Origin of the sequence: Rhodoblastus sphagnicola (genome assembly GCF_002937075.1) — a bacterium.
GTDB lineage: Bacteria > Pseudomonadota > Alphaproteobacteria > Rhizobiales > Beijerinckiaceae > Rhodoblastus > Rhodoblastus sphagnicola.
This window is the reverse complement of sequence record NZ_NHSJ01000034.1, coordinates 108,186-131,267: the sequence shown is the minus strand read 5'-3', so window position 1 is coordinate 131,267 and position 23,082 is coordinate 108,186. Positions and strand designations below refer to the sequence as shown.

Genomic DNA, 23,082 nt, shown 5'->3' with positions numbered 1-23,082 from the left:
GACAACGGAAACAGCCTACAGGCGCCGCGTTCGCTACGGCGCTATGATGAGCGCGCTCACGCGGCGCACCAAAAATTGAAGAGGTTCATAGGAGGGACTTGACACCGAGGGGGCCATTACGGAAGCCAAGCTTAAACTACGACAAGGTTAACGTCTCGGCGAATTGGTAGCTACTTGGTTGCTAGCAATTGCGCCGCTTTAGAGGGAAAACGCCAAGTGCTTGTTATCTCGGACGGTTTTGGTGGAGCTGAGGGGAATCGAACCCCTGACCTCTGCAGTGCGATTGCAGCGCTCTCCCATCTGAGCTACAGCCCCGTTCCGAGGCGGGTGTTTACGGCCCGGTTGCTCATCTGTCAATCGGCGCAAGCAAAAATCGCGCGCTTGTTTGCCGGACCCGCAGGCCTTAAATCAAAAACGCCCATATTTTTCGGAGCCCTCATGATCGCCGCCTTCATCATTCCGGTTTTCAAGGTCATCAACATGGCCCTAGACCTCTACTGGTGGGTCATCATCGTCATGGCGGTCATGTCCTGGCTGCTGGCTTTCGACGTCATCAACATGCGCAATGACCTCGTGCGCTCGCTGTGGAACATGTCCAACGCCCTCACCGAACCGGTGTTGCGTCCGATTCGCCGCTTCATTCCTCCTCTGGGCGGCATGGACCTTTCGCCCATCGTCCTGCTGCTGCTGCTGTCCTTCATCCAGATGGAGCTTGGGGAGGTGGCGGCGGCCCTGGTGCGCGCCGCCTATTCATGACGCGCAGCGCTCGATGACGCGACCCTGGCGCGAACGCTCCGGCGGCCTCGATCTCTTTGTCCGCCTGACGCCGAAAAGTTCGCGCGACGCGCTGGAAGGCCTCGAAACCCTCGCCGACGGACAATGCGTCTTGAAAGCCCGGGTGCGCGCGGTTCCCGAGGACGGCAAGGCCAACGCCGCTCTCATCGGCCTCGTGGCCAAGCAATTGAAAACGCCGGCTTCGCGAATCAGCCTCGCCGCCGGCGCCACCTCGCGCACGAAAACGCTGCGGATCGACGGAGAAGCCGGGCCGCTCGCCGAAATGCTGGAAAAGGTTTTCGCGGAGAAAGCCGCTCGGCCATAGTCGCATTGCCAAATCCCGCCGATTCGGGCAGATGCCCGGAGAAAGCGGAGGGCGGGCATGAGCAAGACCAATTCGGGCAATTTCTTCGAGGACTTCAAAATCGGCCAGGTGATCGCCCATGCGACGCCGCGCACGGTGACGACAGGCGACGTCGCACTCTACACCGCGCTCTATGGCCCGCGTTTCGCCGTGCAGTCCTCCGACGCCTTCGCGCACCAGATCGGCTATCCCAAAAGCCCGGTGGACGACCTGTTGGTGTTCCACATCGTGTTCGGCAAGACCGTGCCCGATATTTCCCTCAATGCGGTGGCGAACCTGGGCTATGGCGATTGCCGCTTCCTCGCGGCGGTGTTTCCCGGCGACACGCTGTCGGCGACGTCCGAAGTCATCGGCCTCAAGGAAAACTCCAACGGCCAGACCGGCGTGGTCTATGTGCGCTCGCGCGGACGCAATCAGAAGGGCGTGGTGGTTCTGGATTATGTGCGCTGGGTGATGGTGCGCAAGCGCGATCCCAACGCGCCTGCGCCGGCGGAAGTCATTCCGCAACTGCCGCGCGCGCTGGCGCCCGACCAGTTGGGCGACGCGCTGCCGGTGATCGACGTGCGCAAGTACGATTTCGCGCTTGCCGGCGCAAAGCACCGCTGGGGCGACTACCTGCCGGGCGAGCGCATCGACCATGTTGACGGCATGACGGTGGAAGAGGCCGAGCACCAGTTCGCTACGCGGCTTTATCAAAACACCGCCAAGGTGCATTTCAACCAGTTTTCGGAGGGGCAGGGCCGTTTTGGACGTCGCCTGATCTATGGCGGCCATGTGATTTCGTTGGCTCGCGCGCTCAGCTTCAACGGGCTCGCCAACGCCTTTCATATCGCCGCGATCAATGGCGGGCGCCATGTCAGCCCGCTGTTCGCGGGCCTGACCGTGTTCGCCTGGACCGAAGTGCTGGAGCGCGCCGAAATCCATGGCCGGAGCGATGTCGGCGCGCTGCGGTTGCGCACCATCGCCACCAAGGACCAGCCCTGCGCCGGCCATCCCTTGAAAGAGGGTGACGCCTATCATGCCAGCGTGATCCTCGATCTGGATTATTGGGCGCTTATTCCGCGTTGACGTTTGCTTCGGCCTTGCCCGGCGTCGGGCAGGGCGTCCCGTCCGGCCGCGAGCACGCCACCGTCTCGGCGGGCTTTGTGTCGGGTCCGAGCAGCGCGCGAACAAGATCCCGGTCGAAACCCGAACATTTTTGCCCCAACGCCTCGATCAGCGGCCGGCGGATCAGCAGCGGCGCCGCCGCCATGGCCTTTAACGCGCGCTCCGCGTCAAACGCGCGCGGATCGACCTCGCCCGATTTCACGCTGGGCGCGTTGGGGTTGAACCAGTCTTCCACCGGCGCGTCGCCGAAGAAGCCGCGCAGCCGCTCGGCCGTCCAGGGTTCGGCGAGCAGGTCGCGGGCGAAAACCTCGTGGCCGGCTTCGGCCAGCAGCGCCTTTTGCTTGCGGTTGGTGGCGCAGCCCGGCTTTTCGTAAAACAGAATTTGGGTCATTTTCTTCCTCAGGTGATCGAGAGCTGGATCAGCGGCGCGGCGCCGCCCCGGCCGAGCACGGTGTCCACTTTCTTGCGCACCGCCTCGATGGTGAGCGGCTTGACCAGCGCGCCGGCGGCGCCCTTTTTCATCGCCTCGACCGCGAGGCCTTCGTCGGCTTTGTCGCAGACTGTCAGAATGCGCACACCGGGAAACTTTCCGACAATTTCGCTCACCAGATCGAGACCACGCGTTTTCAGGAATGAGGCGCCGAGCAGGATGACCGACGGCTTGAGCCAGTCGTCCTTCTGGTAAGCCTCTTCGGGGCTGGCGAGCTCGTGCGTCTCGATTTCGTCGTGCAGCATGAATTGCAGCGCGGCGCGGATGATCTCGTCCTCATCGACGACAAAGACGCGGCGCTGGTCGGTGGCCTTTGATGTTTCGACGCCTATCTGCATGCACAGGACTCCCTTAAAGCGTTTTCAAGCGAAGTGGATTCCGGTTCGCGTGAAGAAAACGCGAAAAACCCGGAATCTGGAGCGGGTTCGGTGAACCGATGTTCAACGAACCCGCTCCAGGGGGAATTGCCTGAAGTTTTTGCAAATTTCGTTCCGGCTTGGGAGGCTGACGCGACGCGCGCGGAAAAATCACGACAATGATGTCTTGTTTGATCCAGCCACGACTTGACTGTCGTTAGGTCGCGCATCGGACATCACGGCGGCGTGAAGCAAAAAACATATATTAATCAGCATATTGAGCGGTCGCGGCGCTCTGGCATGGTGGTTGCAACCCTGTTCCCGGAACGGCGAGTGAGGGCTGAACGCACGCAGACGCTGGACGAGCGATGCGTTCCTTCCCGTCAAAAGCGGGTCCGTTTCTACGCGACAGAAACAGTCTCGCGCAGGTCGCGCGAAGTTCGAAAGCCACGCACGGAAGACTTAACAAGGAGCAATGCATGTCTAAGTTGAGACAGATCGCTTTCTACGGCAAGGGCGGTATCGGCAAGTCCACCACCTCGCAGAACACCCTCGCCGCGCTGACGGAGATGGGTCAGAAGATCCTGATCGTCGGTTGCGATCCCAAGGCGGATTCGACCCGCCTGATCCTGCACGCCAAGGCCCAGGACACCATCCTGTCGCTCGCCGCCGAAGCCGGTTCGGTCGAGGACCTCGAACTCGAAGACGTCCTGAAGGTCGGCTTCGGCGACATCAAATGCGTTGAGTCCGGCGGCCCGGAGCCCGGAGTTGGTTGCGCCGGTCGCGGCGTCATCACCGCCATCAACTTCCTCGAAGAAAACGGCGCCTATGACGACGTGGACTATGTGTCCTACGACGTGCTCGGCGACGTGGTCTGCGGCGGCTTCGCCATGCCGATCCGCGAGAACAAGGCCCAGGAAATCTACATCGTCATGTCCGGCGAGATGATGGCCATGTATGCGGCCAACAACATTTCCAAGGGCATTCTGAAATATGCCAATTCCGGCGGCGTGCGCCTGGGCGGTCTGGTCTGCAACGAGCGCCAGACCGACAAGGAGCTGGAGCTGGCGGAATCGCTGGCCGCCAAGCTCGGCAGCCGGCTCATCCACTTCGTGCCGCGCGACAATATCGTTCAGCACGCCGAGCTGCGCCGCATGACCTGCGTCGAATATGCGCCCGAGTCCAAGCAGGCCAACGAGTACCGCGCCCTCGCCAAGAAGGTGCACGCCAACGCGGGCAACGGCACCATCCCGACCCCGATCACCATGGACGAACTCGAAGACCTGCTGATGGAACACGGCATCATGCCGACCATCGACGAGTCCGTCGTCGGCAAGAAGGCTGTCGAGGCCTGATTTCCAAAGCCTCCGGCCGCGAAAGCGGCCGGAGCGCCACGAAGACGAGGGCCGCGAAGTCCTGCATCGCAGGTTTCGCAAGATGCGCGCCGCTCTGGAGGCGCAAAGTTTGAAGAGGTGGCGACATGAGCGTTGCGAACGAAGAGACCGTTGACATCAAGGCGCGCAACAAGGACCTGATCAAGGAAGTCCTGGCTGTTTACCCGGAAAAGACCGCAAAGCGCCGCGCCAAGCACCTGAACGTGCATGAGCAGGGCAAGTCCGACTGCGGCGTGAAATCCAACATCAAGTCGATCCCCGGCGTGATGACCATTCGCGGCTGCGCTTACGCCGGCTCGAAGGGCGTGGTCTGGGGTCCGATCAAGGACATGGTCCATATTTCCCATGGACCCGTCGGCTGCGGCCAGTATTCCTGGTCCTCGCGTCGCAACTATTTCATCGGCGTGACCGGCGTGGACAGCTTCGGCACCATGCAGTTCACCTCCGACTTCCAGGAAAAGGACATCGTGTTCGGCGGCGACAAGAAGCTCGCCAAGCTGATGGACGAAATCCAGGAGCTGTTCCCGCTCAACAACGGCATCACCGTGCAGTCGGAATGCCCGATCGGCCTGATCGGCGACGATATCGAGGCGGTGTCCAAGGTCAAGTCGAAGGAATACGGCGGCAAGACCATCGTTCCCGTCCGCTGCGAAGGTTTCCGCGGCGTGTCCCAGTCGCTGGGCCACCACATCGCCAATGACGCGGTGCGCGATTACATCTTCGACAAGCAGGACCCGGCCAAGCTGGCGGCGTTCGAATCGACCCCCTATGACGTCGCCATCATCGGCGACTACAACATCGGCGGCGACGCCTGGGCCTCGCGCATCCTGCTGGAAGAGATGGGCTTGCGCGTGATCGCCCAGTGGTCGGGCGACGGCACGCTGGCGGAACTGGAAGCGACGCCGAAGGCCAAGCTCAACGTTCTCCACTGCTACCGTTCGATGAACTACATCTCCCGCCACATGGAAGAAAAGTTCGGTATTCCGTGGTGCGAATACAACTTCTTCGGTCCGACCAAGATCGTCGACAGCCTGCGCAAGATCGCCAGCTATTTCGATGACAAGATCAAGGAAGGCGCCGAGCGCGTCATCGCCAAGTATCAGCCGCTGATGGACGCGGTTGTCGCGAAATACCGTCCGCGCCTCGAAGGCAAGACGGTCATGCTCTATGTCGGCGGCCTGCGTCCGCGCCACGTCATCGGCGCGTATGAGGATCTCGGCATGGTCGTGGTCGGCACCGGCTACGAATTCGCCCATAACGACGATTATCAGCGCACCGCCCAGCATTATGTGAAGGACGGCACCCTGATCTACGACGACGTCAACGGCTACGAATTCGAGAAGTTCGTCGAGAAGGTGCAGCCCGATCTGGTCGGCTCCGGCATCAAGGAAAAGTACGTGTTCCAGAAGATGGGCGTGCCGTTCCGCCAGATGCACAGCTGGGACTATTCCGGCCCCTATCACGGCTATGACGGCTTCGCCATCTTCGCCCGCGACATGGACATGGCCATCAACGCCCCGGTCTGGAAAATGGCCAAGGCCCCCTGGAAAGAGGAAGCCGCGGCGAAGGCCATCGCGGCCGAATAACCAGAACGGCCGGCTCCGCGCCTGAAAAAGACGGAGCCGGCCCCTCAAACCAAATCGGACGCAACACCGCCGTTAACCGGCGAACGCCTTCGCGCGCGTTGCTCCAGACACAGCAGAGGGCATGACATGGCACAGAACGCCGACAACGTACTTGACCACTTCGACCTGTTTCGTGGTCCCGAATACCAGCAGATGCTCGCCAACAAGGCGGAAAAATTCGAAGGTCGCCGCGATCCGGCCGAAGTCGAGCGTGTCCGCGAGTGGCTGAAGACTGAAGAATACCAGGAAAAGAACTTCGCCCGTGAAGCCCTGACCGTCAACCCGGCCAAGGCCTGCCAGCCGCTCGGCGCGGTGTTCGTCGCGGTCGGCTTTGAAGGCACGGTTCCCTTCGTCCACGGTTCGCAGGGCTGCGTCGCTTACTATCGCTCGCATTTCTCGCGTCACTTCAAGGAGCCGACCTCCTGCGTCTCCTCCTCCATGACCGAAGACGCGGCGGTGTTCGGCGGCCTCAACAATATGATTGACGGCCTCGCCAACACCCACGCCATGTACAAGCCGAAGATGATCGCCGTCTCCACCACCTGCATGGCGGAAGTCATCGGCGACGATCTCAACGCCTTCATCAAGACGGCGAAGGAAAAGGGCTCCGTGCCCATGGACTTCGACGTTCCCTTCGCTCACACCCCCGCCTTCGTCGGCAGCCACATCACCGGCTACGACAACGCCATGAAGGGCATTATCGAGCATTTCTGGGACGGCAAGGCCGGCACCACCGAAAAGCTGGTTCCCACGCCCAACGGCTCGATCAACTTCATCGGCGGCTTTGACGGCTACACCGTCGGCAACCTGCGCGAAATCAAGCGCATTTTCAACGAGATGGGCGTCAAGTACACCATCCTCGGCGACAATTCGGACGTGTGGGACACCCCCACGGACGGCGAATTCCGCATGTATGACGGCGGCACCACGCTGGAAGACGCGGCCAATGCGGTCCACGCTTCCGCCACCATTTCGATGCAGGAATATTGCACCGAAAAGACCCTGCCGATGGTCGCCGAGCACGGCCACCAGGTCGCCGCCTTCAATCACCCGATTTCGGTGAAGGCGACCGACAAGTTCCTGATGACCGTCGCCAAGCTGGCGGGCGTCGAAATTCCGGCTTCGCTGGAAAAGGAACGCGGCCGTCTGGTGGACGCCATCGCCGACTCCAGCGCGCACATCCACGGCAAGAAATTCGCCATCTACGGCGATCCCGACCTGTGCTATGGCCTCGCCGAATTCCTGCTGGAACTGGGCGCCGAGCCGACCACCGTTCTCGCCACCAACGGCAACAAGCGTTGGGAAGAGAAGATGAAGGCGCTGTTCGCCTCCTCGCCGTTCGGCAAGGATTGCCAGGTCTATTCGCAGAAGGATCTGTGGCACCTGCGCTCGCTGCTGTTCACCCGTCCGGTGGACTTCCTGATCGGCAACACCTACGGCAAATATCTGGAGCGCGACACCAACACCCCGTTGATCCGCATCGGCTTCCCGATCTTCGACCGTCACCACAAGCACCGCTATCCCGTGTGGGGCTACCAGGGCGGCCTCAACGTTCTCGTGCAAATCCTCGACAAGATTTTCGACACGATGGACGCCAACACGATGATCGCCGGCAAGACCGACTACTCGTTCGACATCATCCGCTGATTTGTCGCGAAAGCGACAGGTCCGCGAAACGCAGCCCGGAAGACGCGAGTCTTCCGGGTTTTTTCGTTGCCGGAATTCAATCCAACATCGTGTTCACGAAGAAAATTTAATGCTTCGTCCCGGAAACCCGCGCTTTTTGGCGATCGGCGACGCAACCAATGCCCCAGGCTTGGAGTCCTGCCCGAAGCGGCGATCGCGTTCGCGGGAAACGGTCGTCGCATTCCCAACACACCTTTTGAGCGGATAGGCGTTGATGATGTTCAGAGCCCTCCTGGTCGTCCTTGCGCAAACCCTTGTATTTTCCGCCGCGGCGGAAAGCGCCAAGTTCATCGATGGCGCCTGGTTTGGAAAGGGCGTTTTTCAAATTGGTAATCAAGTCTCACTGTGCAAGGACATCACGATGAAGTTCAGCGGGGACGAGAAGAGTTTTGTGGTCCGAGAAGCAAGCATGACATGTGACGGCATGGACACTCAGAACTTTACAGAAGTCGATACGTTCAGTCTTGACGCCAATGGAGAACTCACCTTTCAAAAGGGCGTCGCCACCCAGATTGCGGCTGGCGCGAGAGTCGGAAGGGTGAAGGATCATCGCTTGACGATGCTCAATCCGATCGATGGCGCCAAGGTGGACGATATCGATATGCGCTTGTCGGGCGACACGCTCATCTACAGCCAGATTGCTGGCGTGGCTGGCGCTCAGCCCGATTATGCCTTGCTGGCGTTCTTGAAGAAGAAGTAATGCCGTTTCCGAGCGCTCCATTTGGAACATCACATTCCTCTCGCGCGGAGATCGGCTGGCGACCGTAGGATTTCCGCGCGATTGTTTGCGTTGCCGATAAGGACGAATTGCCGAGTTATACATAATTTTGTATAGTCGTGGCATGTCCGAACCGCCCAAACCCCTGAAGTTCTCCGGGAGCGCGCTTGACGATCTGCGTGCGTTTCCGCCTTCGGCGCGGCGGGAAGCTGGTTATCAACTCGACAGGGTGCAGGCCGGCCTTGATCCGAATGATTGGAAGCCTTTGACCACGGTTGGGCGTGGCGTGCGGGAAATCAGGATTTGGGACGCCGATGGCGCCTTTCGCGTCGTTTTCGTCGCCAGATTCAAGGATGCGATCTACGTCCTGCATTGTTTTCAAAAGAAGACGCAGGCGACCAGCAAAACCGACCTCGATCTGGCGGCCAAGCGTTACAATGACATCGCGCGGGAGCAAAATCCATGAGTGAAGAACAATTCGCCAGCGTCTGGGACGCCATCGAGAACACGCCGGCCGAAGCCGAAAACATGAGGCTTCGCTCGTCGCTGATGATGGCCCTTGAGCAGCACATCAAGGCCATGGGGTGGACGCAAGGCGAGGCCGCGCGTCACCTCGGCGTGACGCAGCCGCGCATATCTGACCTGATGCGGGGCAAAGTCGATCTGTTCGGGATCGACACGTTGGTCAACATGCTGACCTCGGCGGGCCTGCGCGTGGAAATGCGCGTTTCCAAGGCCGCGTGATCTCGTCGACATTCATCCGCTGAGCGCCGAACCTCGGCACGGCGCTTGCTGCCCCTGTCCTCAAACAGTTTTTCGCGCGGCGGGAATCCGACAAAGCCCACCCCGAACGCGACAGGAGCGCACATGTCTCTCTCGTCAAAAATTCAGGACGTGTTCAACGAGCCCGGCTGCGGCAAGAACGCGAACAAATCGGCCAAGGAAAAGAAAAAGGGCTGCACCAAGGCTTTGCAGCCCGGCGGCGCCGCCGGCGGCTGCGCCTTCGACGGCGCCAAGATCGCCCTGCAACCCTTCGCCGATGTCGCCCATCTCGTCCACGGTCCGATCGCCTGCGAGGGCAACAGCTGGGACAACAGAGGCTCCGCCAGTTCCGGGCCGACGCTGTGGCGCACCTCCTTCACCACCGACATGAATGAACAGGATGTCGTGTTCGGCGGTGAGAAAAAGCTGTTCAAGGCCTGCAAGGAGATCATCGAGAAATACGATCCCCCGGCCATTTTCGTCTATCAGACCTGCGTGCCCGCCATGATCGGCGACGACATCAACGCGGTGTGCAAGGCGGCTTCCGCAAAATTCAACAAGCCGGTGATCCCCGTCAACGTGCCGGGCTTTGTCGGTCCGAAAAACCTGGGCAACAAGCTCGCGGGCGAGGCTCTGCTCGATTATGTGATCGGCACGGTCGAGCCGGACTACACCACGCCCTATGACATCAACATCATCGGGGAATTCAACCTCGCCGGGGAATTCTGGCAGGTCAAGCCGCTGCTGGACGAATTGGGCATCCGCATCCTGTCCTGCATTTCCGGCGATGGCCGCTACAACGAGGTCGCTTCCGCGCACCGCGCCCGCGCCTCGATGATGGTCTGCTCCAAGGCCATGATCAATGTCGCGCGCAAGATGGAGGAGCGTTTTGGCATCCCCTTCTTCGAAGGCTCGTTCTACGGCATCGAGGACACGTCGGATTCCCTCAAGGAACTCGCGCGTCTGCTGATCGAGCGTGGCGCCGATCCCGAACTGATGGACCGCGTCAATGCTTTGTGCGCGCGCGAGGAACAGCGCGCTTACGCCGCTATCGCCAAGTTGAAACCCCGCGTGCAAGGCAAGAAGGTCTTGTTGATCACCGGCGGTGTGAAAAGCTGGTCGGTGGTGGCGGCGCTGCAAGAGGCGGGTTTTGAGCTGGTCGGCACGTCGGTGAAGAAATCGACGCGCGAGGACAAGGAGCGCATCAAGGAGATCATGGGCCAGGACGCCCACATGATCGAGGATATGAAGCCGCGCGACATGTACAAGATGCTCAGGGACGCCAAAGCCGACATCATGCTGTCGGGCGGGCGCTCGCAGTTTGTCGCGCTCAAAGCCACCATGCCCTGGCTGGACATCAACCAGGAGCGCCACCACGGCTATATGGGCTATTTCGGCATGGTGAATCTGGTCAAGGAGATCGACCGCACCATCTCGAACCCCGTCTGGCAAAAGGTGCGCAAGCCCGCGCCCTGGGCGATAGCAGGCGAGAGCTGGCAGGAGAAAGCGCTGGCGCAGATCGCGCAGGAACAGGCCGAACTCGCAGCCGATCCGGTCAAGGCGGAGGAAGCTCGTCGCGCCAAACCGGTGTGCATGTGCAAGGGCGTGTCGCTCGGCGCCATCGAGGACGCCATTCGCGACGGCGCGACCAGCCCGGACGCCGTGAAGGAGAAGACCAACGCTTCCGGCGGTTGCGGCGCCTGCGCCATTCGCATTCAGGAAATTCTGGACCAGGGCGGGATTGTCGGACAGCCGACACAACAGATCAATGTCGCGGCGGAGTAAGGACATGGCCAAGGTCACGCACGCGAAAAAGAGCGCTTCGGTCAATCCGCTGAAAATGAGCCAGCCGATTGGCGCGGCGCTGGCCTTCATGGGTCTGCGCGGCTGCATGCCCCTGCTGCATGGCTCGCAGGGCTGCACCTCGTTCGGGCTGGTGCTGTTCGTGCGCCATTTCAAGGAAGCCATTCCGATGCAGACGACGGCCATGTCGGAAGTGGCGACCGTGCTCGGCGGGTTTGAGAATGTCGAACAGGCCGTGCTCAACATTATTCAACGCACCAAGCCGGAAATCATCGGCATCGCCACCACCGGCGTCACCGAGACCAAAGGCGACGACGTCGAGGGGTTTATCAGACAGATCCGCCTGAACCACCCCGAGCTGAAGGACTTTCCGCTGGTTCATGTCTCGACCCCGGATTTTTCCGGCGCTTTTCAGGACGGCTGGGAGAAGGCGGTCAAGCGGCTGGTCGAGGAACTGGTGCGCAAGCCCGAGAATGTTTCGCGCCGCGATATGCAAGCCGTGAATGTGCTGCCCGGCAGCCACCTCACGCCCGGCGACATCGAGGAGCTTCGCACCATTATCGAGGATTTCGGCCTGGAGCCGACCTTCCTGCCCGACATTGGCGCTTCGCTCGACGGCCATATTCCCGACGATTTCACGCCCACCACCATTGGCGGCGTCGGCGTCGAGGAGGTGTTCGCCATGGGCAACGCCGGCTGGACCCTTGCGGTCGGCGCGCAGATGCGCGCGGCGGCCGAGGCGATGCAGGCCAAGACCGGCGTTCCCTTCCGGCTGTTCGAAAAGCTCTGCGGTCTCGAGGCCAGTGACGATTTCATCGCCTTCCTCACCGAAATTTCCGGCCGCCCGGCGCCGACAAAATACCGGCGCCAGCGCGGGCAATTGGTGGACGCCATGCTCGACGGCCATTTCCACATCGGCGGGCGCAAGCTGGCCATCGGGGCCGAACCGGACATGCTCTATGACATCGGCTCGTTCCTGCACGACATGGGCGTGACCATCGAGGCGGCGGTGACGACCACGCATTCGCCGGTGCTGCAAAAGCTCGAAACCGAAGAGGTTCTGATCGGCGATCTCGAAGATCTGGAGACGCTGGCCAAGGAGCGGGGCTGCGACCTGCTCCTGACCCATTCGCATGGCCGCCAGGCGGCGGAGCGCCTTAAAATTCCGTTTCATCGCATGGGCATTCCCATGTTCGACCGCATCGGCGCCGGCCACAAGGTGTCGGTCGGCTATCGCGGTACGCGCGATCTGATCTTTGAGGTCGCCAATCTCCTCATCGACCACCGCGAGACGCACACGCATGTCACGCCTGACACATGGCGGACGCCTTGGGGGGAATTTGGGGGAGACCTTGGGGGAGAAGTTGGCGGCGCCGAAGAAAATGGCGCCGCGATTGCAACGTCGAGATCACACTGAGACCCACGGCCAAGGGGGCGGACCATGAAAGTCGCTTTTGCTACACAGGACCTGAAAAGGGTGGACGCCCATTTCGGCTGGGCCAAGCATATTTCCATCTACGAACTGGATGAGAACGGCCACAGTTTTGTCCAGACCGTCAGCTTCGACGGGGACCTTCAGGAAGACGGCAACGAGGACAAGCTCGCCCCGAAGATCGAGGCGATCAAGGACTGCGCCATCCTCTATGTCGCGGCCATCGGCGGCTCCGGCGCGGCCCGCGTGGTGGCGAACGCCATTCACCCGATCAAGGTTCCCCAGCCCGAGGATATCGAGGAACTGCTGAAGAAGCTGCAAGCCATGCTCAACGGCAACCCGCCGCCCTTCATCCGCAAGGCGCTCGGCAAGGGCAAAGAACGCGTGTTCGATTTCGAGGACTGAGCGAATGAATGAAGTAGCCGCACTCGACGATGACGCCCTCGTCGCCTCCAACCCGTTTCTAAAGACGCTGGTCAAGATCTGGCGCGCGCAGGACGCGCACGGAAGCTGGGAGCGCAAGAGCGACGCCAAGCTTTTGAGCGAGTACATCGTCACCAAGGAAGAGCGCAAGCAGATCCCGATCATCGCCGATCCCGACCCGGACACGATCTGGCGGCTGGAGCTGTTCTACAACGCCATCGGTTTGCAGATCGAAGCCGAGTCCAAGGTGATGATCTCGCCGATGTTGAAGATGAGCCATGAAGGCTTTGGCCGCATGGTCCTGATCGGCGGGCGTCTCATTGTCGTCAACAAGCAGTTGCGCGACATCCATCGCTTCGGTTTCGAGACCTTCGCCAAGCTCGCCGAGGAAGGCGAGAAAATGGTCAAGGCCGGCGTCGAGATGATCGAGCAATTCCCCGAAGCCGCCCGTTACTGAGGTTTTGTGATGAGCGATGTTGAAACCCTGAAGGCGGAGATCAAGAAACTCTCCGCCCGCGCGATGAACGCGAAAATGAATCTGCACGACCTGTCCGAGGAACTGCCCATCGGCTGGCAGACGGTTCTGGACGTCGCGCAAAAGACCCATGACGCCTTCGCCGCTTTGGAAGCCAAGCGCGCGGAACTCAAGGCGGCGGAATCCGCCACGGCCTGACCGCGCTCTCGATTTATGAGAACACCAATAACAAACGACTGAAGGGGCGGCGTGAGACGCGCATCCTGGGCGGGCGGCGGCTGAGCTTTGTCGCGTCCGACCACAGATTTACGGAGAAAAAAATGGCTCAAGCACGTGACGGCCGCGACTGGCGGCCGGAATATCTTCTGGCGATCGACCCCGGCAAGTGCATCGGCTGCGGCCGCTGCTACAAGGTGTGCGGGCGCGAAGTGATGACCCTCAAGGGCATGAACGATGAGGGGGACGTCATCGAACTCGATGACGAGGACGCCGAGGACATCGAGAAGAAGGTGATGGTGATGGCCGATACCGGCGCCTGCGTCGGCTGCGGCGCCTGCGCCCGCGTCTGTCCGTCGAGCTGCCAGACCCACGGCGCGGCGGCATGAGCGCCGCCCGGACCTATCGCTGGCTGATGGAGGCCTCCGCGCCGCAGTCCGGCGACGGGTTCGACGCGCATGTCTGCGCCTCCATTCTCGCGCTTGCGATTTTTCAGGCGCGCGAGGAGGGCAGGACGCTTGCCGCGACCAGCGGCCTCGACGCGGCGGCGCTTGCCGCGTTTGCCGCGCGGGTTTTTCCGGCGATCGCCGGAAAGCTCGCGGCCATGGCCGGGGGCGATGCCCCCGCGCCTTCGGTGGAAGAGGCGTCCGCGCGCGACCTGCTCTTGATGTATGGCAATGGCGATTACGCCTTCCTGCATCCGCTCAGCACGATGATCGCGCGGCGTTGCCAGCAGCCGCATCACCTGTGGCAGGATCTCGGCCTGCGCAATCGCGGCGAATTGTCCGAGTTGATGACGCGGCATTTCACCCGGCTGAAGCTGAAAAATTCCGCAGACATGAAATGGAAGAAGTTCATCTTTCGCATGGTCTGCGCGTCCGAAGGGTTTTCGCTGTGCCCCGCGCCGGTGTGCAGCGACTGCGACGATTTCGCCTCATGCTTCGGCTCGGAGGAGGGCGCCGCGAGACTGGCGCATATTTTCAACGAGCATCGCGTCTGAGGGCGTGGACCGCTCTCGTCCTTCGAGACAGCCGCTGCGTGGCTTCCTCAGGATGAGGGCTACTTTTTGATTTCAAATAGATAAAACAACCCCCATGGTGAGGAGCGCCGCGCAACGGCGCGTCTCGAACCATGGCGGCGGAACGACGCCTGGTCACCAATCCTGGGCTCGACTGGCCTCGACAATGTCCGAGGCCAGGGCATCCACCACAGCCGGATCGGCGTCCCAGGCGAACATGAAGCGCGCGGCGCCGCCGATGAACGTGTAAAACCGCCACCCCTTCGTGCGTAACACGTCGAGCACGGCGGCGGGCGCCTTGAGGAAAACGGCGTTGGCCTCGACCGGAAACATCAAGGACACGTCCGGCAGACCCTGGATTTTCTCGCTCAGTCCGCGTGCGCAAAGGTTGCCGTGGCGGGCGTTGCGCAGCCAGGCGCCGCTTTCCAGCAGGCCGAGCCAGGGCGCGGAGAGAAAGCGCATTTTTGACGCCAGTTGCCCCGCCTGCTTGCAGCGGTAGCCGAAGTCCCGTGCGAGCGCGTGGTCGAAGAAAATCACCGCCTCGCCCAGGCCGAGCCCGTTCTTGGCGCCGCCGAAACACAGCACGTCCACGCCGACCCGCCAGGACAGGTCGGCCGGCGCGCAATCGAGCGTGGCGCAGGCGTTGGCGAAACGCGCGCCATCCATATGCAGTTTCAACCCGAGGCGGCGACACAGCATGGAAATCGCGGAAACCTCGTCGCGCGAATAAACCCGCCCGGTCTCCGTCGCCTGGGTGATCGAGACGACCTCGGGCTTGGGAAAATGGATGTCGCCGCGGCTGGTCGCCAGCGCCTCAATGGCCGCGGGCGTCAATTTGCCGTTGAGGGTTGGCGCCGTCAGAATTTTGGCGCCATTGGAGAAAAACTCGGGCGCGCCGCATTCGTCGGTTTCGACATGGGCGTTCGCCGCGCAGATGATGCCGTGATAGCTCTGGCACAAGGCCGCCAAGGCCAGGGAATTGGCTGCGGTGCCGTTGAAGACGAAAAACACTTCGCAGTCGGTTTCGAACAGGGTGCGGAACGCATCCGTCGCCCTCCCGGTCCAGGGATCCTCGCCATAAGCGGCGGCCGAACGGCTGTTGGCCTCCAGCATCGCCGCCAGGGCTTCCGGGCAAATCCCGGCGTAATTGTCGCTGCCGAACTGTTGTGGTTTCCTGTGCACGTCCAGACTATCGGGCAATTCGGCCGCGCTGGCAATGCGAGTCGCGCCTCGCCGTTCAACCGACTTTCAGAAATGCGACCACCAACCCGCCCGCGACGATCAATCCGCCGCCGATCAGCGTGGCGGCGTCGGGGCGGGCGGCGAAGGCGACGAAGTTCACGATCTGCGCCACCACGAAAAACAGGCTGACATAAACGCCCAGCAATTTTCCGAAATCCCACGGCGGCGCGTTCACCGTGACGCCGTAGGCGAATAGCACGACCGCGCCGGCGAGGAAAAAGCCGATCCGCGCCGCCGCGCTCTCCGTGTGCAGACCAAGACGCAAAAAAGCGTCGCCGCCGGCTTCGAGCGCGGCGGCGACGAAGAGAACCAGATAGGCGACGCCTGAACGCATCAATCCAGGCCGGGATCGCGCTGGCGCTTCCACATCAGCCGGCGAAACCGTTCCTCGATCAGCTTGGGGTCGGTCAGATGCCGCGCGTCGGCCTCCTCCAGCGCCTTCAGCGCGATCTCGGCCTCGGCGGCGTTGAGCGGAACCCGGCCGGCCATATAGATGGCGTCGGGCGCGACTTCGAGAATTTTGGCGCGATTGGGATGTTGCGCGACGAGGACGAGGTCGCGCGCCTCCAACGCGCCGCCGAGCGTCAAGCCTTGGTCGAACACTTCCAGCTTGCGTCCGTCGAGCGTCGTTTTCACGAGAACCGACATTTTTTTCTCCTGTGCGACAGTCGGGCGAAAAGCTTCAAATTTCATGCCAGCATAGCGCGGATCTTGCTAGAATCGCGCTGATAACACGGAGTTGCGCATGTCCATGGAAGCCTATGTCGTTTGCGCGCTGAGCGACATTCCCAGCCAGAAGGCCAAGGGGTTTCACCTCGGAATCATCAACGAGCAAGGCGAACCCGACTCCTTCCCCATCATCATCGTGCGCTGGGGCAAGCAGGTGTTCGGCTATCGCAACAAATGCCCGCATCACGGCGTGCATCTCGACTGGGAGGCCAATAATTTCCTCGACGGCACAGGCCAGCGCCTGCTGTGCGGCAAGCATGGCTCGCTGTTCGAGATCGGCACCGGCCGCTGTTCGTCCGGGCCGTGCAAGGGCGACAGCCTGGAAAAGGTCGCGCTCGAAGTGATCGACGGCGATATTTGCGTGACCGGATTGAAGCTGATCGAGGACGAGGACGAGGACGTGTGAGGTTGCGTAGATGCGTGGACCGCCCTCGCCCTTCGAGACGGCTCCTGCGGAGCCTCCTCAGGGTGAGGGCGACTTTCCCTCATTAGCCCTCATGCTGAGGAAGCCGCCGGCAGGCGGCTGTCTCGAAGCACGAGGGCGGTCCACGCATCGTGCAAACAAAAACCCTTTCGCGGTTTGCCCGCGAAAGGGCGCGATGCGCGGAGCCTGAAAAATCAGACCGGACGGTTCTCGTTGCGGTTGCGGACGGGCAGGGCCTTTTTCAGAAAGTCCTCGAACGAAATCTGCTCGTAGGTGGATTTGGACTCGCCGGCCTTGTCGAGCATCAACTGGACCTTGCCGCCGCCGTCGAGCTTTTTGAAATCGTTCTTGTCGAGGCCGGAGAGATCCGACAGTTCCTTCCACACCGTGGATTCGTCGAGCGGCAGCACGGTCAGGGTGGCGTCGCCGAAGGCGACGGAATATTTGTCGGAAAAATCGATATTGCCGGCGAAGATGATGTAATTGCCGGAGGACGACAGCAGCGAACCCATCACATCCTTGAACGTGTTGAGATTGGCGATGTCGTGGATATAGCCGGCGAGAGCGTCGATGGTGGAGCCGCCGTTCTTGACCAGCGCGAGGCCCTGCTCCAGGCAGAATTCCGGCGGGCGCTTTTCGTCGGCCTTGGCTTCCTGCATTTTCAGGGCGAAATCGCCGCGATAGGCGAGGTAGCCCTCCTTGTCGCTGGCGCCCTTGTAAACGGCGTCGACCAGACGGCCTTCCTGTTCGAGGCCGGCGAGGGCGGTCGTTTCAAAAGTCATCTCATTCTCCGCTAAAATCTTTGCGCGTCGTCGCGCCGCCCAGGCTCATGCAAATGGTCTGCCGAAATTTTCGCCACAAAATGTCTGGCCTGTTCCCTGCTTGTCGCAAAACCGGATTGAAACGGTGAACGGAAGGCGACATGAGCGTCAAAATTCACATTGCACGGCCTTTCGTGGAGGCCCTCGCCAAGGATTTCCCGGAACTCGACTCGCTGAAACAGCAATTGCTGTTCGGCGACAAGGTCGAGGTCTCCTTCCACGATCTTTCGACGCCGCAGGTCGATCGCCTGCACGCGCTCTATGGCGAGGCCGGGCCGGCCATGCTGAACCAGCGGGCGCAGATTTCCACTTTGCGCCGCGCCTTTTCCGGCGCCGGTCCCCGTTTCGCCGCCGACGACCTGGAGGCTTTGGTCCCAGCGCTGGCGAGTTTTCTGATGGAGGACGCCCAGCGCGGCTGGCTGTTCACGCTCAACGCACGCGGGCGTCCACTGCCTTACGTGGTGGCGCGCATCGACTATACGCCGCAGAACAATGACGAGACCGGCCGCATCCTGGTCGAGTTGAAGGCCAATTCAAAGGGCGAGTTGGTGGCGGCGCAAGTGCGGATTTCCGCCGGCGACGTCGAGGGCCGCACCGTCGCGGAAATTCTGGCCGCCAAGGGATTTGTCCACGAGACGCCGGAACTGGTCGCGGCCTATGACGCCAATGTGGACAGATATTTCGAATGGCGCGCGCATTACGGCGCGCAGTTTTCCGGCGTCGGCCTCGGCTTTTTCGCTGAAGACCCGGCCTCCACCCATCGCAACACCGATTGGGCGCGCAAGGACAGCGTGATCCTGTCTTCGGGCGGCAATCCCGCGCGGTTGGTGAACGACGAGAGCCTGCTGGCCAACCGCGCCCTCACGCTGGAATTGACCGGCGACCTGCTCGGCAATTACCTGCGCAAGGCCGCCAAGAGCAATGCTTATGACGCGGAGGACGAGGTCGCCGCCGCCAACGCCGCCAAGGGCAAGGATTTGTTCCGGAAAATTCCGGTGCATCCGTTCATCCTGATGTTCCACCTCGACCTGCATCATTATGTCTGGGTTCATGTCGAGGATTTGACGCCCTACGCCTACCAGCCCGACCTCAAGCAGAAGCTGGTGCTGCCGGAGGAGCAGACCGACCTGATCGACATCCTCACCGCCGAAATGGACGTGTTGATGGACGACATTGTCGCCGGCAAATCCGGCGGCACCACGGTTTTGTGCGCGGGACCGCCGGGCGTCGGCAAGACCCTGACGGCGGAAGTTTATTCCGAGATCGTCAAGCGCCCGCTCTATCGCGTTCATTCCGGCCAACTCGGCCTCAATGTCGCGGCGATGGAGACCGCGCTCAAGGAGGCGCTGTTGCGCGCGCAGCGCTGGGGCGCGGTGATGCTGATCGACGAGGCCGACGTCTATATCAAGCGCCGCCAGGACGACATGACCATGAACGCCGTGGTCGGCGTGTTCCTGCGCGTGCTCGAATATTTCAATGGCCTGCTGTTTCTCACCACCAACCGCATCGACGACATTGACGAGGCCATCGTGTCGCGCTGCATCGCGCTGATCCGCTTCCATGCGCCGGACGAGGAGGCGCGCAAGCGCATCTGGGGCGTGATGGCCGAGCAGTTCGCGCTCGATCTGAGCGACGAGCTGATCGGGCAATTGGCGACCCTCTATCCCCAGACGAGCGGCCGCGACATCAAAGGTCTGTCAAAGCTGGTCGCGAAATATTGTCGCCATCGCGACACGCCGGCCAATCTCGACGTGTTCAAGCGCTGCGCGGTGTTTCGCGGGCTGGATCTGGCCGGCGCCTCGTGAATGGGCGCCTTGTCGGATCATCGATGTAGCGATGCCGACACGCTCAAAAATATCAATGTAAATCAAGAGAGTGACAAAAGCCGCGTCCCTGGCGCGGCTTTTGCATTCTTGTTGTGCAAAGGCTTCTCTGGACGGAGGAAACGATGATCCATCTCACCGACAGCGCGCTTGACGCCGTGCGCAACGCGATTGCCTCGGCGCCCGAGCCGGTGCAGGGTCTGCGGCTCAAGATCGAGACCGGCGGCTGCGCCGGCAACAAATATCTGATGGGTCTGGCGCGGGCCGCCGAAGAGGATGACGAGGTGGTCGAGCGCGACGGCGTAAAGGTCTTCGTCGAGCATGACAGCCTGCCGCTGCTGGCCGGCACCACGATCGATTTCGTCGTCGCCATCGAAGGCGCCGGCTTCACCTTCGACAATCCCAACGCCTCCCACGCCTGCTCCTGCGGCAAGAGCTTCGGTTGATTTTATTTCAAGAGGGGATGACCATGACCATGCATACCGGAACCGTCGTCGCCGACGCGCCCGTCACCGTCGAAGACCGTCGCGAGCAACTCGTGCGCGAGGCGATCGAGGAAATCCGCCCGGCGCTGAAGCGCGATGGCGGCGATTGCGAATTGCTGTCGATCGAGGGCAAGACCGTCAATGTCAAGCTGACGGGCGCCTGCATGTTCTGTAGCCTGGCCAGCGCCACGCTCGAAGGCATCCAGAGCCGCATCGTGGAAAAGCTCGGCGAACTCGTGCGCGTCGTTCCCGCGCCCACCGGCTTCAAGCGCGGCGGACACTGAGTTTCGCCGTGACGGAGCGCGCGACCATGCCCGCTGCAAACGCGGCGGAAGCGCGCCCCGCCGGTCTCTGGAGGCTGTGGCGCGACGACATCGCCTGCGTCAAGGCGCGCGACCCCGCTGCGCGCAATGCCTTTGAAATCCTGCTGACCTATCCCGGCGTCCACGCCATCATCTGGCATCGGCTCGCGCACCAACTCTGGCGGCGCGGCGCGAAATTTCCGGCGCGGTTTCTGTCCTGGATCTGCCGTCTGCTCACCAATGTGGACATTCATCCCGGCGCGACCATCGGCCAGGAGTTTTTCATCGATCATGGCGCGGGCGTCGTGATCGGCGAGACGGCGGAGGTCGGCGACGGCGTCACGCTCTATCATGGCGTGACCTTGGGCGGCGTCAGCTGGACGCCGGGCAAGCGCCATCCGACGCTGGGCGACGGCGTGCTCGTCGGCGCCGGCGCCAAAATCCTTGGGCCGATCAAGGTCGGCGCGGGCGCGCGCATCGGCGCCAATTCGGTGGTGGTGGAGGAGGTGCCACCGGGCGTGACGGCGGTGGGCATTCCCGCCCGCATCGTGCGCGCGCTGGACCGTCGCGCCATCGGCTCCGGCCGGGTCAATCTCGATCATCACCTCATACCGGACCCGGTCGGCGAAGTGCTGTCGCTGCTGCTCGACCGCGTGGCGTTCCTGGAAGCCCGGCTCAACCACATGCAGGCCCGCGGCAAAAAAAACGAACACGAGCAACTGGAAGAAGAAAGGTTTGACGATGAGCGCGCTGGATGACCTGAACCGCCTGTCCTCGGCGGAGGATTTCTTCACTTTTCTCGGCGTCGATTTCGATCCGGCGGTGGTGCGGGTGTCGCGCCTGCACATCATGCGCCGCATGGGCCAGTACCTGAGGGGCCTCGAACTCGACGGCGCCTTCGAGGGCAAGGGCGACGACGAGATCAAGGTTTTGTGCGCGGAACATCTCGCCCTGGCCTATCAGGATTTCGTCGAGAGCACGCCGATCGAGCAGCGCTTGTTCAAGGTGCACAAGGACGCGGTCGCCCCAAAAACCGATGAGCCCAAGCCGGACAACGCTTTCGTGCCGCTGTCCTCGTTGACCGTGGTTTGACGCAAGCTGTCGGCTTCGCAACGCTCAGCGTTGCGAAGCGCGCAATTATCGCCGCGCGAGGCGCGGGGGTCGCCGCGAAACCGATGGCACGGGCCTTGCGAGGCTTGGGAGCGTAAAAACTCAGCCGCACGCGGCTGAACGAGGAGAGAAGTTCATGACGTATAAAATCATCGCTTCGCAATGCACCGGCTGCTCGGCCTGCGAATTCGAGTGCCCCAATGCGGCGATCTCGATGAAGGGCGACGCCTTTGTCATCGATCCCAAGAAGTGCACGGAATGCGAAGGTCACTATGACACCGCCAAGTGCGACGAAGTCTGCCCCGTGCCCAACACCTGCGTGAAGGTCTGAGCCTTCGCGACCCCGCGCCGGCGTCCGTCGCCGGCGTAAACTCCCCCACCTTGAGGTTTTTCTTATGAAAGTCATGATCCGCCGATCCCCCGAGGTCGGGCTGTCGATCTATGTTCCCAAGAAGGATCTGGAGGAGCCGATCGTCGAGCAGGAACACGAAACGCTGTGGGGCGGCTGGATCAAGATCGCCAACGGCTGGGTGCTCGATCTGCCGGAAATGGCCGCCGACACCCGCCTGCCGATCACGGTCGAGGCCAAGAAGCGCAGCGGGGAGGATTGATCATGACGTCAGCCGCGCTGCTTTCCGACGCCCTGTCCGACGAGGACATCCTTTTCGGCGTCGAGGCCGAAAAGACCTTGGGCGAAATCGCGGCGCGGCTGCGCGCCGGCGACATTGTCCCCTATCTCGGCCCCGCCGTGGTCGGAATGTCCAATCCCGCCATTCCGCTCGATCCCGAGGGCCTGGCGGCGTTCTTCGCCAAAAAGGTGTCGCTGCCCAAGCGCGCCCGCGGCAACGCCTGGGCCGCCGCGCAATATATCGAAAGCAACAAGCTGCGGCCGACCTTGGTCGCCTTCATGACGGAAGCCTTTTCCGCGCCGGTGACGCCCGCGCCGTTGCAAAACTATCTCGCCACGCTCGGCCTGCCGATGATCGTGGACACCTGGTACGATTCCGCCATGCGCAACGCGCTCGCCGACAAGCAGGGCTGGGGCGAGGTTCAGGGCATTTCTCGCGCCGGCATCGGCGAGGACCGCTGGTATCGCTTCTATGAGTCCACCGGCGCCGCCGCCAAGGCCGCCGACGCTTCCGGCTGGAAGACGCTGCTCTACAAGCCGCATGGCTGCGTGGCGCCGGCCAAGCACTATCTGATTTCGGACGCGGATTATGTCGAGGTGCTCACCGAGATCGACATCCAGACGCCGATCCCGGAAGCGGTGCTCGACCGCCGCGCCAACAGAGGCTTTCTCTTCATCGGCTGCCGCTTCCACGACCAGATGCTGCGCACCTACGCGCGGCAGGTCTCCAAGCGCTCGGCGCCGCCGCATTACGCATTGATCGAGCCGGACCAGGTCTTGACGCTGAACGAACGGCGTTTCTTCGCGGCTGAAGGCATCGTTCCGCTGGCGATCCCGCTGGCGCGGGCCTGCGAGATCATTATCGGGTAATTTGC

General features: G+C 61.9%; 31 protein-coding genes and 1 tRNA gene. 25 read left to right on the top strand and 7 right to left on the bottom strand.

The genetic code is table 11. The annotated features are described in order from the left end of the window. Window positions 1-239: 239 nt before the first annotated feature. Window positions 240-315: transfer RNA gene (locus CCR94_RS04355), tRNA-Ala, on the bottom strand. A 123-nt stretch (window positions 316-438) separates the two neighbouring features. Here CCR94_RS04355 and CCR94_RS04350 point away from each other — a divergent pair. From CCR94_RS04350 to CCR94_RS04340, 3 genes are read left to right on the top strand one after another with little or no spacing between them, the layout of a single operon-like run. After that, complete coding sequence (locus tag CCR94_RS04350) at window positions 439-756, top strand: YggT family protein (protein WP_104506643.1); 318 nt, start codon at window positions 439-441, stop codon at window positions 754-756. Between the two features lie 13 nt (window positions 757-769). Further along, window positions 770-1,099, top strand: a complete 330-nt coding sequence (locus CCR94_RS04345; RefSeq protein ID WP_104506642.1) for a DUF167 family protein — start codon at window positions 770-772, stop codon at window positions 1,097-1,099. Window positions 1,100-1,156: 57 nt separating this feature from the next. Beyond that, window positions 1,157-2,206: a MaoC family dehydratase gene (locus tag CCR94_RS04340; protein WP_104506641.1), complete on the top strand. Its 1,050-nt coding sequence runs from the start codon at window positions 1,157-1,159 to the stop codon at window positions 2,204-2,206. Here the strand turns inward: CCR94_RS04340 and CCR94_RS04335 are convergent. Both CCR94_RS04335 and CCR94_RS04330 read right to left on the bottom strand, forming a co-directional pair. Further along, window positions 2,193-2,636, bottom strand: a complete 444-nt coding sequence (locus tag CCR94_RS04335; protein ID WP_104506640.1) for an ArsC/Spx/MgsR family protein — start codon at window positions 2,634-2,636, stop codon at window positions 2,193-2,195. The two genes, CCR94_RS04340 and CCR94_RS04335, sit on opposite strands and share 14 nt — an antisense overlap. 8 nt (window positions 2,637-2,644) lie before the next feature. After that, window positions 2,645-3,073: a response regulator gene (locus tag CCR94_RS04330; protein ID WP_104506639.1), complete on the bottom strand. Its 429-nt coding sequence runs from the start codon at window positions 3,071-3,073 to the stop codon at window positions 2,645-2,647. A gap of 497 nt (window positions 3,074-3,570) precedes the next feature. Here CCR94_RS04330 and nifH point away from each other — a divergent pair, with 497 nt between their 5' ends. From nifH to CCR94_RS04265, 13 genes are all read left to right on the top strand, one after another. Then, on the top strand, window positions 3,571-4,446 hold the full coding sequence (nifH, locus tag CCR94_RS04325) for a nitrogenase iron protein (RefSeq protein WP_104506638.1): 876 nt from the start codon (window positions 3,571-3,573) through the stop codon (window positions 4,444-4,446). A 125-nt stretch (window positions 4,447-4,571) separates the two neighbouring features. After that, window positions 4,572-6,071, top strand: a complete 1,500-nt coding sequence (gene nifD / locus CCR94_RS04320) for a nitrogenase molybdenum-iron protein alpha chain (protein WP_104506637.1) — start codon at window positions 4,572-4,574, stop codon at window positions 6,069-6,071. Window positions 6,072-6,197: 126 nt separating this feature from the next. After that, window positions 6,198-7,757 (top strand): nitrogenase molybdenum-iron protein subunit beta, encoded by a 1,560-nt coding sequence (gene nifK, locus CCR94_RS04315; RefSeq protein ID WP_104506636.1) that lies wholly within the window; start codon window positions 6,198-6,200, stop codon window positions 7,755-7,757. Between the two features lie 256 nt (window positions 7,758-8,013). After that, a complete protein-coding gene (locus CCR94_RS04310) occupies window positions 8,014-8,496 on the top strand; it encodes a hypothetical protein (protein WP_146089853.1) in 483 nt (160 codons plus the stop codon). Between the two features lie 142 nt (window positions 8,497-8,638). Beyond that, complete coding sequence (locus CCR94_RS04305; protein ID WP_104506634.1) at window positions 8,639-8,980, top strand: type II toxin-antitoxin system RelE/ParE family toxin; 342 nt, start codon at window positions 8,639-8,641, stop codon at window positions 8,978-8,980. Beyond that, a complete protein-coding gene (locus CCR94_RS04300; protein ID WP_104506633.1) occupies window positions 8,977-9,258 on the top strand; it encodes a helix-turn-helix domain-containing protein in 282 nt (93 codons plus the stop codon). The genes CCR94_RS04305 and CCR94_RS04300 overlap by 4 nt, the downstream gene beginning before the upstream one ends. A 123-nt stretch (window positions 9,259-9,381) precedes the next feature. Continuing rightward, on the top strand, window positions 9,382-11,061 hold the full coding sequence (gene nifE / locus CCR94_RS04295; protein ID WP_104506632.1) for a nitrogenase iron-molybdenum cofactor biosynthesis protein NifE: 1,680 nt from the start codon (window positions 9,382-9,384) through the stop codon (window positions 11,059-11,061). A 4-nt stretch (window positions 11,062-11,065) separates the two neighbouring features. Further along, window positions 11,066-12,496, top strand: a complete 1,431-nt coding sequence (gene nifN / locus CCR94_RS04290) for a nitrogenase iron-molybdenum cofactor biosynthesis protein NifN (protein ID WP_104506631.1) — start codon at window positions 11,066-11,068, stop codon at window positions 12,494-12,496. Between the two features lie 24 nt (window positions 12,497-12,520). Further along, the gene (gene nifX, locus CCR94_RS04285) at window positions 12,521-12,916 is read left to right on the top strand and encodes a nitrogen fixation protein NifX (protein WP_104506630.1); all 396 of its coding nucleotides are present in this window, start codon (window positions 12,521-12,523) and stop codon (window positions 12,914-12,916) included. Window positions 12,917-12,920: 4 nt separating this feature from the next. Beyond that, on the top strand, window positions 12,921-13,391 hold the full coding sequence (locus CCR94_RS04280) for a NifX-associated nitrogen fixation protein (RefSeq protein ID WP_104506629.1): 471 nt from the start codon (window positions 12,921-12,923) through the stop codon (window positions 13,389-13,391). 9 nt (window positions 13,392-13,400) lie between these two features. Continuing rightward, entirely contained in the window at window positions 13,401-13,607 is a 207-nt protein-coding gene (locus tag CCR94_RS04275; protein ID WP_104506628.1) for a CCE_0567 family metalloprotein, read from the top strand. A 122-nt stretch (window positions 13,608-13,729) separates the two neighbouring features. Next, window positions 13,730-14,014 carry a ferredoxin III, nif-specific gene (gene fdxB / locus CCR94_RS04270; RefSeq protein ID WP_104506627.1) on the top strand — a complete coding sequence of 95 codons (285 nt, stop codon included), beginning with the start codon at window positions 13,730-13,732 and terminating at the stop codon, window positions 14,012-14,014. Beyond that, window positions 14,011-14,625: a nitrogen fixation protein NifQ gene (locus tag CCR94_RS04265; RefSeq protein ID WP_104506626.1), complete on the top strand. Its 615-nt coding sequence runs from the start codon at window positions 14,011-14,013 to the stop codon at window positions 14,623-14,625. The genes fdxB and CCR94_RS04265 overlap by 4 nt, the downstream gene beginning before the upstream one ends. 153 nt (window positions 14,626-14,778) lie before the next feature. Here CCR94_RS04265 and CCR94_RS04260 read toward each other — a convergent pair whose 3' ends face one another. Genes CCR94_RS04260 through CCR94_RS04250 form a run of 3 tightly spaced genes read right to left on the bottom strand, consistent with a single transcriptional unit; the run spans window position 14,779 to window position 16,533 of the window. After that, window positions 14,779-15,843, bottom strand: coding sequence for a threonine aldolase family protein (locus CCR94_RS04260; protein ID WP_244593931.1), 1,065 nt, complete (start codon window positions 15,841-15,843; stop codon window positions 14,779-14,781). Window positions 15,844-15,880: 37 nt separating this feature from the next. Beyond that, window positions 15,881-16,219: a hypothetical protein gene (locus CCR94_RS04255; RefSeq protein WP_104506625.1), complete on the bottom strand. Its 339-nt coding sequence runs from the start codon at window positions 16,217-16,219 to the stop codon at window positions 15,881-15,883. After that, complete coding sequence (locus CCR94_RS04250) at window positions 16,219-16,533, bottom strand: hypothetical protein (RefSeq protein WP_104506659.1); 315 nt, start codon at window positions 16,531-16,533, stop codon at window positions 16,219-16,221. Before CCR94_RS04250 ends, CCR94_RS04255 begins: the two co-directional genes overlap by 1 nt. A gap of 97 nt (window positions 16,534-16,630) precedes the next feature. On the opposite strand from CCR94_RS04250, the gene CCR94_RS04245 reads away from it, so the two are divergent. Then, the gene (locus CCR94_RS04245) at window positions 16,631-17,020 is read left to right on the top strand and encodes a Rieske (2Fe-2S) protein (protein WP_104506624.1); all 390 of its coding nucleotides are present in this window, start codon (window positions 16,631-16,633) and stop codon (window positions 17,018-17,020) included. Window positions 17,021-17,232: 212 nt separating this feature from the next. Here CCR94_RS04245 and CCR94_RS04240 read toward each other — a convergent pair whose 3' ends face one another. Further along, window positions 17,233-17,820: a hypothetical protein gene (locus CCR94_RS04240; protein WP_104506623.1), complete on the bottom strand. Its 588-nt coding sequence runs from the start codon at window positions 17,818-17,820 to the stop codon at window positions 17,233-17,235. Window positions 17,821-17,960: 140 nt separating this feature from the next. Between CCR94_RS04240 and CCR94_RS04235 the strand changes: the two genes are divergently transcribed. The 8 genes from CCR94_RS04235 to CCR94_RS04200 all read left to right on the top strand — a co-directional run bounded on the left by CCR94_RS04235 (window position 17,961) and on the right by CCR94_RS04200 (window position 23,077). Continuing rightward, window positions 17,961-19,664, top strand: a complete 1,704-nt coding sequence (locus CCR94_RS04235) for an ATP-binding protein (protein WP_104506622.1) — start codon at window positions 17,961-17,963, stop codon at window positions 19,662-19,664. Between the two features lie 143 nt (window positions 19,665-19,807). After that, window positions 19,808-20,128 (top strand): HesB/IscA family protein, encoded by a 321-nt coding sequence (locus CCR94_RS04230; RefSeq protein WP_104506621.1) that lies wholly within the window; start codon window positions 19,808-19,810, stop codon window positions 20,126-20,128. 23 nt (window positions 20,129-20,151) lie between these two features. Then, on the top strand, window positions 20,152-20,451 hold the full coding sequence (locus CCR94_RS04225) for a NifU family protein (protein WP_104506658.1): 300 nt from the start codon (window positions 20,152-20,154) through the stop codon (window positions 20,449-20,451). Window positions 20,452-20,477: 26 nt separating this feature from the next. Next, window positions 20,478-21,227: a serine O-acetyltransferase gene (cysE, locus tag CCR94_RS04220; protein ID WP_104506620.1), complete on the top strand. Its 750-nt coding sequence runs from the start codon at window positions 20,478-20,480 to the stop codon at window positions 21,225-21,227. Continuing rightward, window positions 21,211-21,561: a nitrogenase stabilizing/protective protein NifW gene (gene nifW, locus CCR94_RS04215; RefSeq protein ID WP_104506619.1), complete on the top strand. Its 351-nt coding sequence runs from the start codon at window positions 21,211-21,213 to the stop codon at window positions 21,559-21,561. Before cysE ends, nifW begins: the two co-directional genes overlap by 17 nt. Window positions 21,562-21,715: 154 nt before the next feature. Further along, entirely contained in the window at window positions 21,716-21,910 is a 195-nt protein-coding gene (locus tag CCR94_RS04210; protein WP_104506618.1) for a 4Fe-4S dicluster domain-containing protein, read from the top strand. Window positions 21,911-21,974: 64 nt separating this feature from the next. Next, window positions 21,975-22,190: a putative nitrogen fixation protein NifT gene (gene nifT / locus CCR94_RS04205; RefSeq protein ID WP_104506617.1), complete on the top strand. Its 216-nt coding sequence runs from the start codon at window positions 21,975-21,977 to the stop codon at window positions 22,188-22,190. Between the two features lie 2 nt (window positions 22,191-22,192). Then, window positions 22,193-23,077, top strand: a complete 885-nt coding sequence (locus CCR94_RS04200; protein ID WP_104506616.1) for an SIR2 family NAD-dependent protein deacylase — start codon at window positions 22,193-22,195, stop codon at window positions 23,075-23,077. Window positions 23,078-23,082: the final 5 nt, after the last annotated feature.

Bases quoted from the DNA above. Each gene is read 5' to 3' on its own strand.
- CCR94_RS04275 (WP_104506628.1), top strand. From the start codon at position 13,401: ATGAGCGATGTTGAAACCCTGAAGGCGGAGATCAAGAAACTCTCCGCC.
- CCR94_RS04235 (WP_104506622.1), top strand. From the start codon at position 17,961: ATGAGCGTCAAAATTCACATTGCACGGCCTTTCGTGGAGGCCCTCGCC.
- nifN (WP_104506631.1), top strand. From the start codon at position 11,066: ATGGCCAAGGTCACGCACGCGAAAAAGAGCGCTTCGGTCAATCCGCTG.
- nifT (WP_104506617.1), top strand. From the start codon at position 21,975: ATGAAAGTCATGATCCGCCGATCCCCCGAGGTCGGGCTGTCGATCTAT.
- CCR94_RS04350 (WP_104506643.1), top strand. From the start codon at position 439: ATGATCGCCGCCTTCATCATTCCGGTTTTCAAGGTCATCAACATGGCC.
- CCR94_RS04300 (WP_104506633.1), top strand. From the start codon at position 8,977: ATGAGTGAAGAACAATTCGCCAGCGTCTGGGACGCCATCGAGAACACG.
- CCR94_RS04245 (WP_104506624.1), top strand. From the start codon at position 16,631: ATGTCCATGGAAGCCTATGTCGTTTGCGCGCTGAGCGACATTCCCAGC.
- CCR94_RS04200 (WP_104506616.1), top strand. From the start codon at position 22,193: ATGACGTCAGCCGCGCTGCTTTCCGACGCCCTGTCCGACGAGGACATC.
- CCR94_RS04250 (WP_104506659.1), bottom strand. From the start codon at position 16,533: ATGTCGGTTCTCGTGAAAACGACGCTCGACGGACGCAAGCTGGAAGTG.
- nifW (WP_104506619.1), top strand. From the start codon at position 21,211: ATGAGCGCGCTGGATGACCTGAACCGCCTGTCCTCGGCGGAGGATTTC.
- nifX (WP_104506630.1), top strand. From the start codon at position 12,521: ATGAAAGTCGCTTTTGCTACACAGGACCTGAAAAGGGTGGACGCCCAT.
- CCR94_RS04225 (WP_104506658.1), top strand. From the start codon at position 20,152: ATGACCATGCATACCGGAACCGTCGTCGCCGACGCGCCCGTCACCGTC.
- CCR94_RS04345 (WP_104506642.1), top strand. From the start codon at position 770: ATGACGCGACCCTGGCGCGAACGCTCCGGCGGCCTCGATCTCTTTGTC.
- nifH (WP_104506638.1), top strand. From the start codon at position 3,571: ATGTCTAAGTTGAGACAGATCGCTTTCTACGGCAAGGGCGGTATCGGC.
- CCR94_RS04210 (WP_104506618.1), top strand. From the start codon at position 21,716: ATGACGTATAAAATCATCGCTTCGCAATGCACCGGCTGCTCGGCCTGC.
- CCR94_RS04310 (WP_146089853.1), top strand. From the start codon at position 8,014: ATGTTCAGAGCCCTCCTGGTCGTCCTTGCGCAAACCCTTGTATTTTCC.
- CCR94_RS04280 (WP_104506629.1), top strand. From the start codon at position 12,921: ATGAATGAAGTAGCCGCACTCGACGATGACGCCCTCGTCGCCTCCAAC.
- CCR94_RS04240 (WP_104506623.1), bottom strand. From the start codon at position 17,820: ATGACTTTTGAAACGACCGCCCTCGCCGGCCTCGAACAGGAAGGCCGT.
- CCR94_RS04340 (WP_104506641.1), top strand. From the start codon at position 1,157: ATGAGCAAGACCAATTCGGGCAATTTCTTCGAGGACTTCAAAATCGGC.
- CCR94_RS04265 (WP_104506626.1), top strand. From the start codon at position 14,011: ATGAGCGCCGCCCGGACCTATCGCTGGCTGATGGAGGCCTCCGCGCCG.
- CCR94_RS04255 (WP_104506625.1), bottom strand. From the start codon at position 16,219: ATGCGTTCAGGCGTCGCCTATCTGGTTCTCTTCGTCGCCGCCGCGCTC.
- CCR94_RS04335 (WP_104506640.1), bottom strand. From the start codon at position 2,636: ATGACCCAAATTCTGTTTTACGAAAAGCCGGGCTGCGCCACCAACCGC.
- nifE (WP_104506632.1), top strand. From the start codon at position 9,382: ATGTCTCTCTCGTCAAAAATTCAGGACGTGTTCAACGAGCCCGGCTGC.
- CCR94_RS04330 (WP_104506639.1), bottom strand. From the start codon at position 3,073: ATGCAGATAGGCGTCGAAACATCAAAGGCCACCGACCAGCGCCGCGTC.
- fdxB (WP_104506627.1), top strand. From the start codon at position 13,730: ATGGCTCAAGCACGTGACGGCCGCGACTGGCGGCCGGAATATCTTCTG.
- CCR94_RS04230 (WP_104506621.1), top strand. From the start codon at position 19,808: ATGATCCATCTCACCGACAGCGCGCTTGACGCCGTGCGCAACGCGATT.
- CCR94_RS04305 (WP_104506634.1), top strand. From the start codon at position 8,639: ATGTCCGAACCGCCCAAACCCCTGAAGTTCTCCGGGAGCGCGCTTGAC.
- cysE (WP_104506620.1), top strand. From the start codon at position 20,478: ATGCCCGCTGCAAACGCGGCGGAAGCGCGCCCCGCCGGTCTCTGGAGG.
- nifK (WP_104506636.1), top strand. From the start codon at position 6,198: ATGGCACAGAACGCCGACAACGTACTTGACCACTTCGACCTGTTTCGT.
- nifD (WP_104506637.1), top strand. From the start codon at position 4,572: ATGAGCGTTGCGAACGAAGAGACCGTTGACATCAAGGCGCGCAACAAG.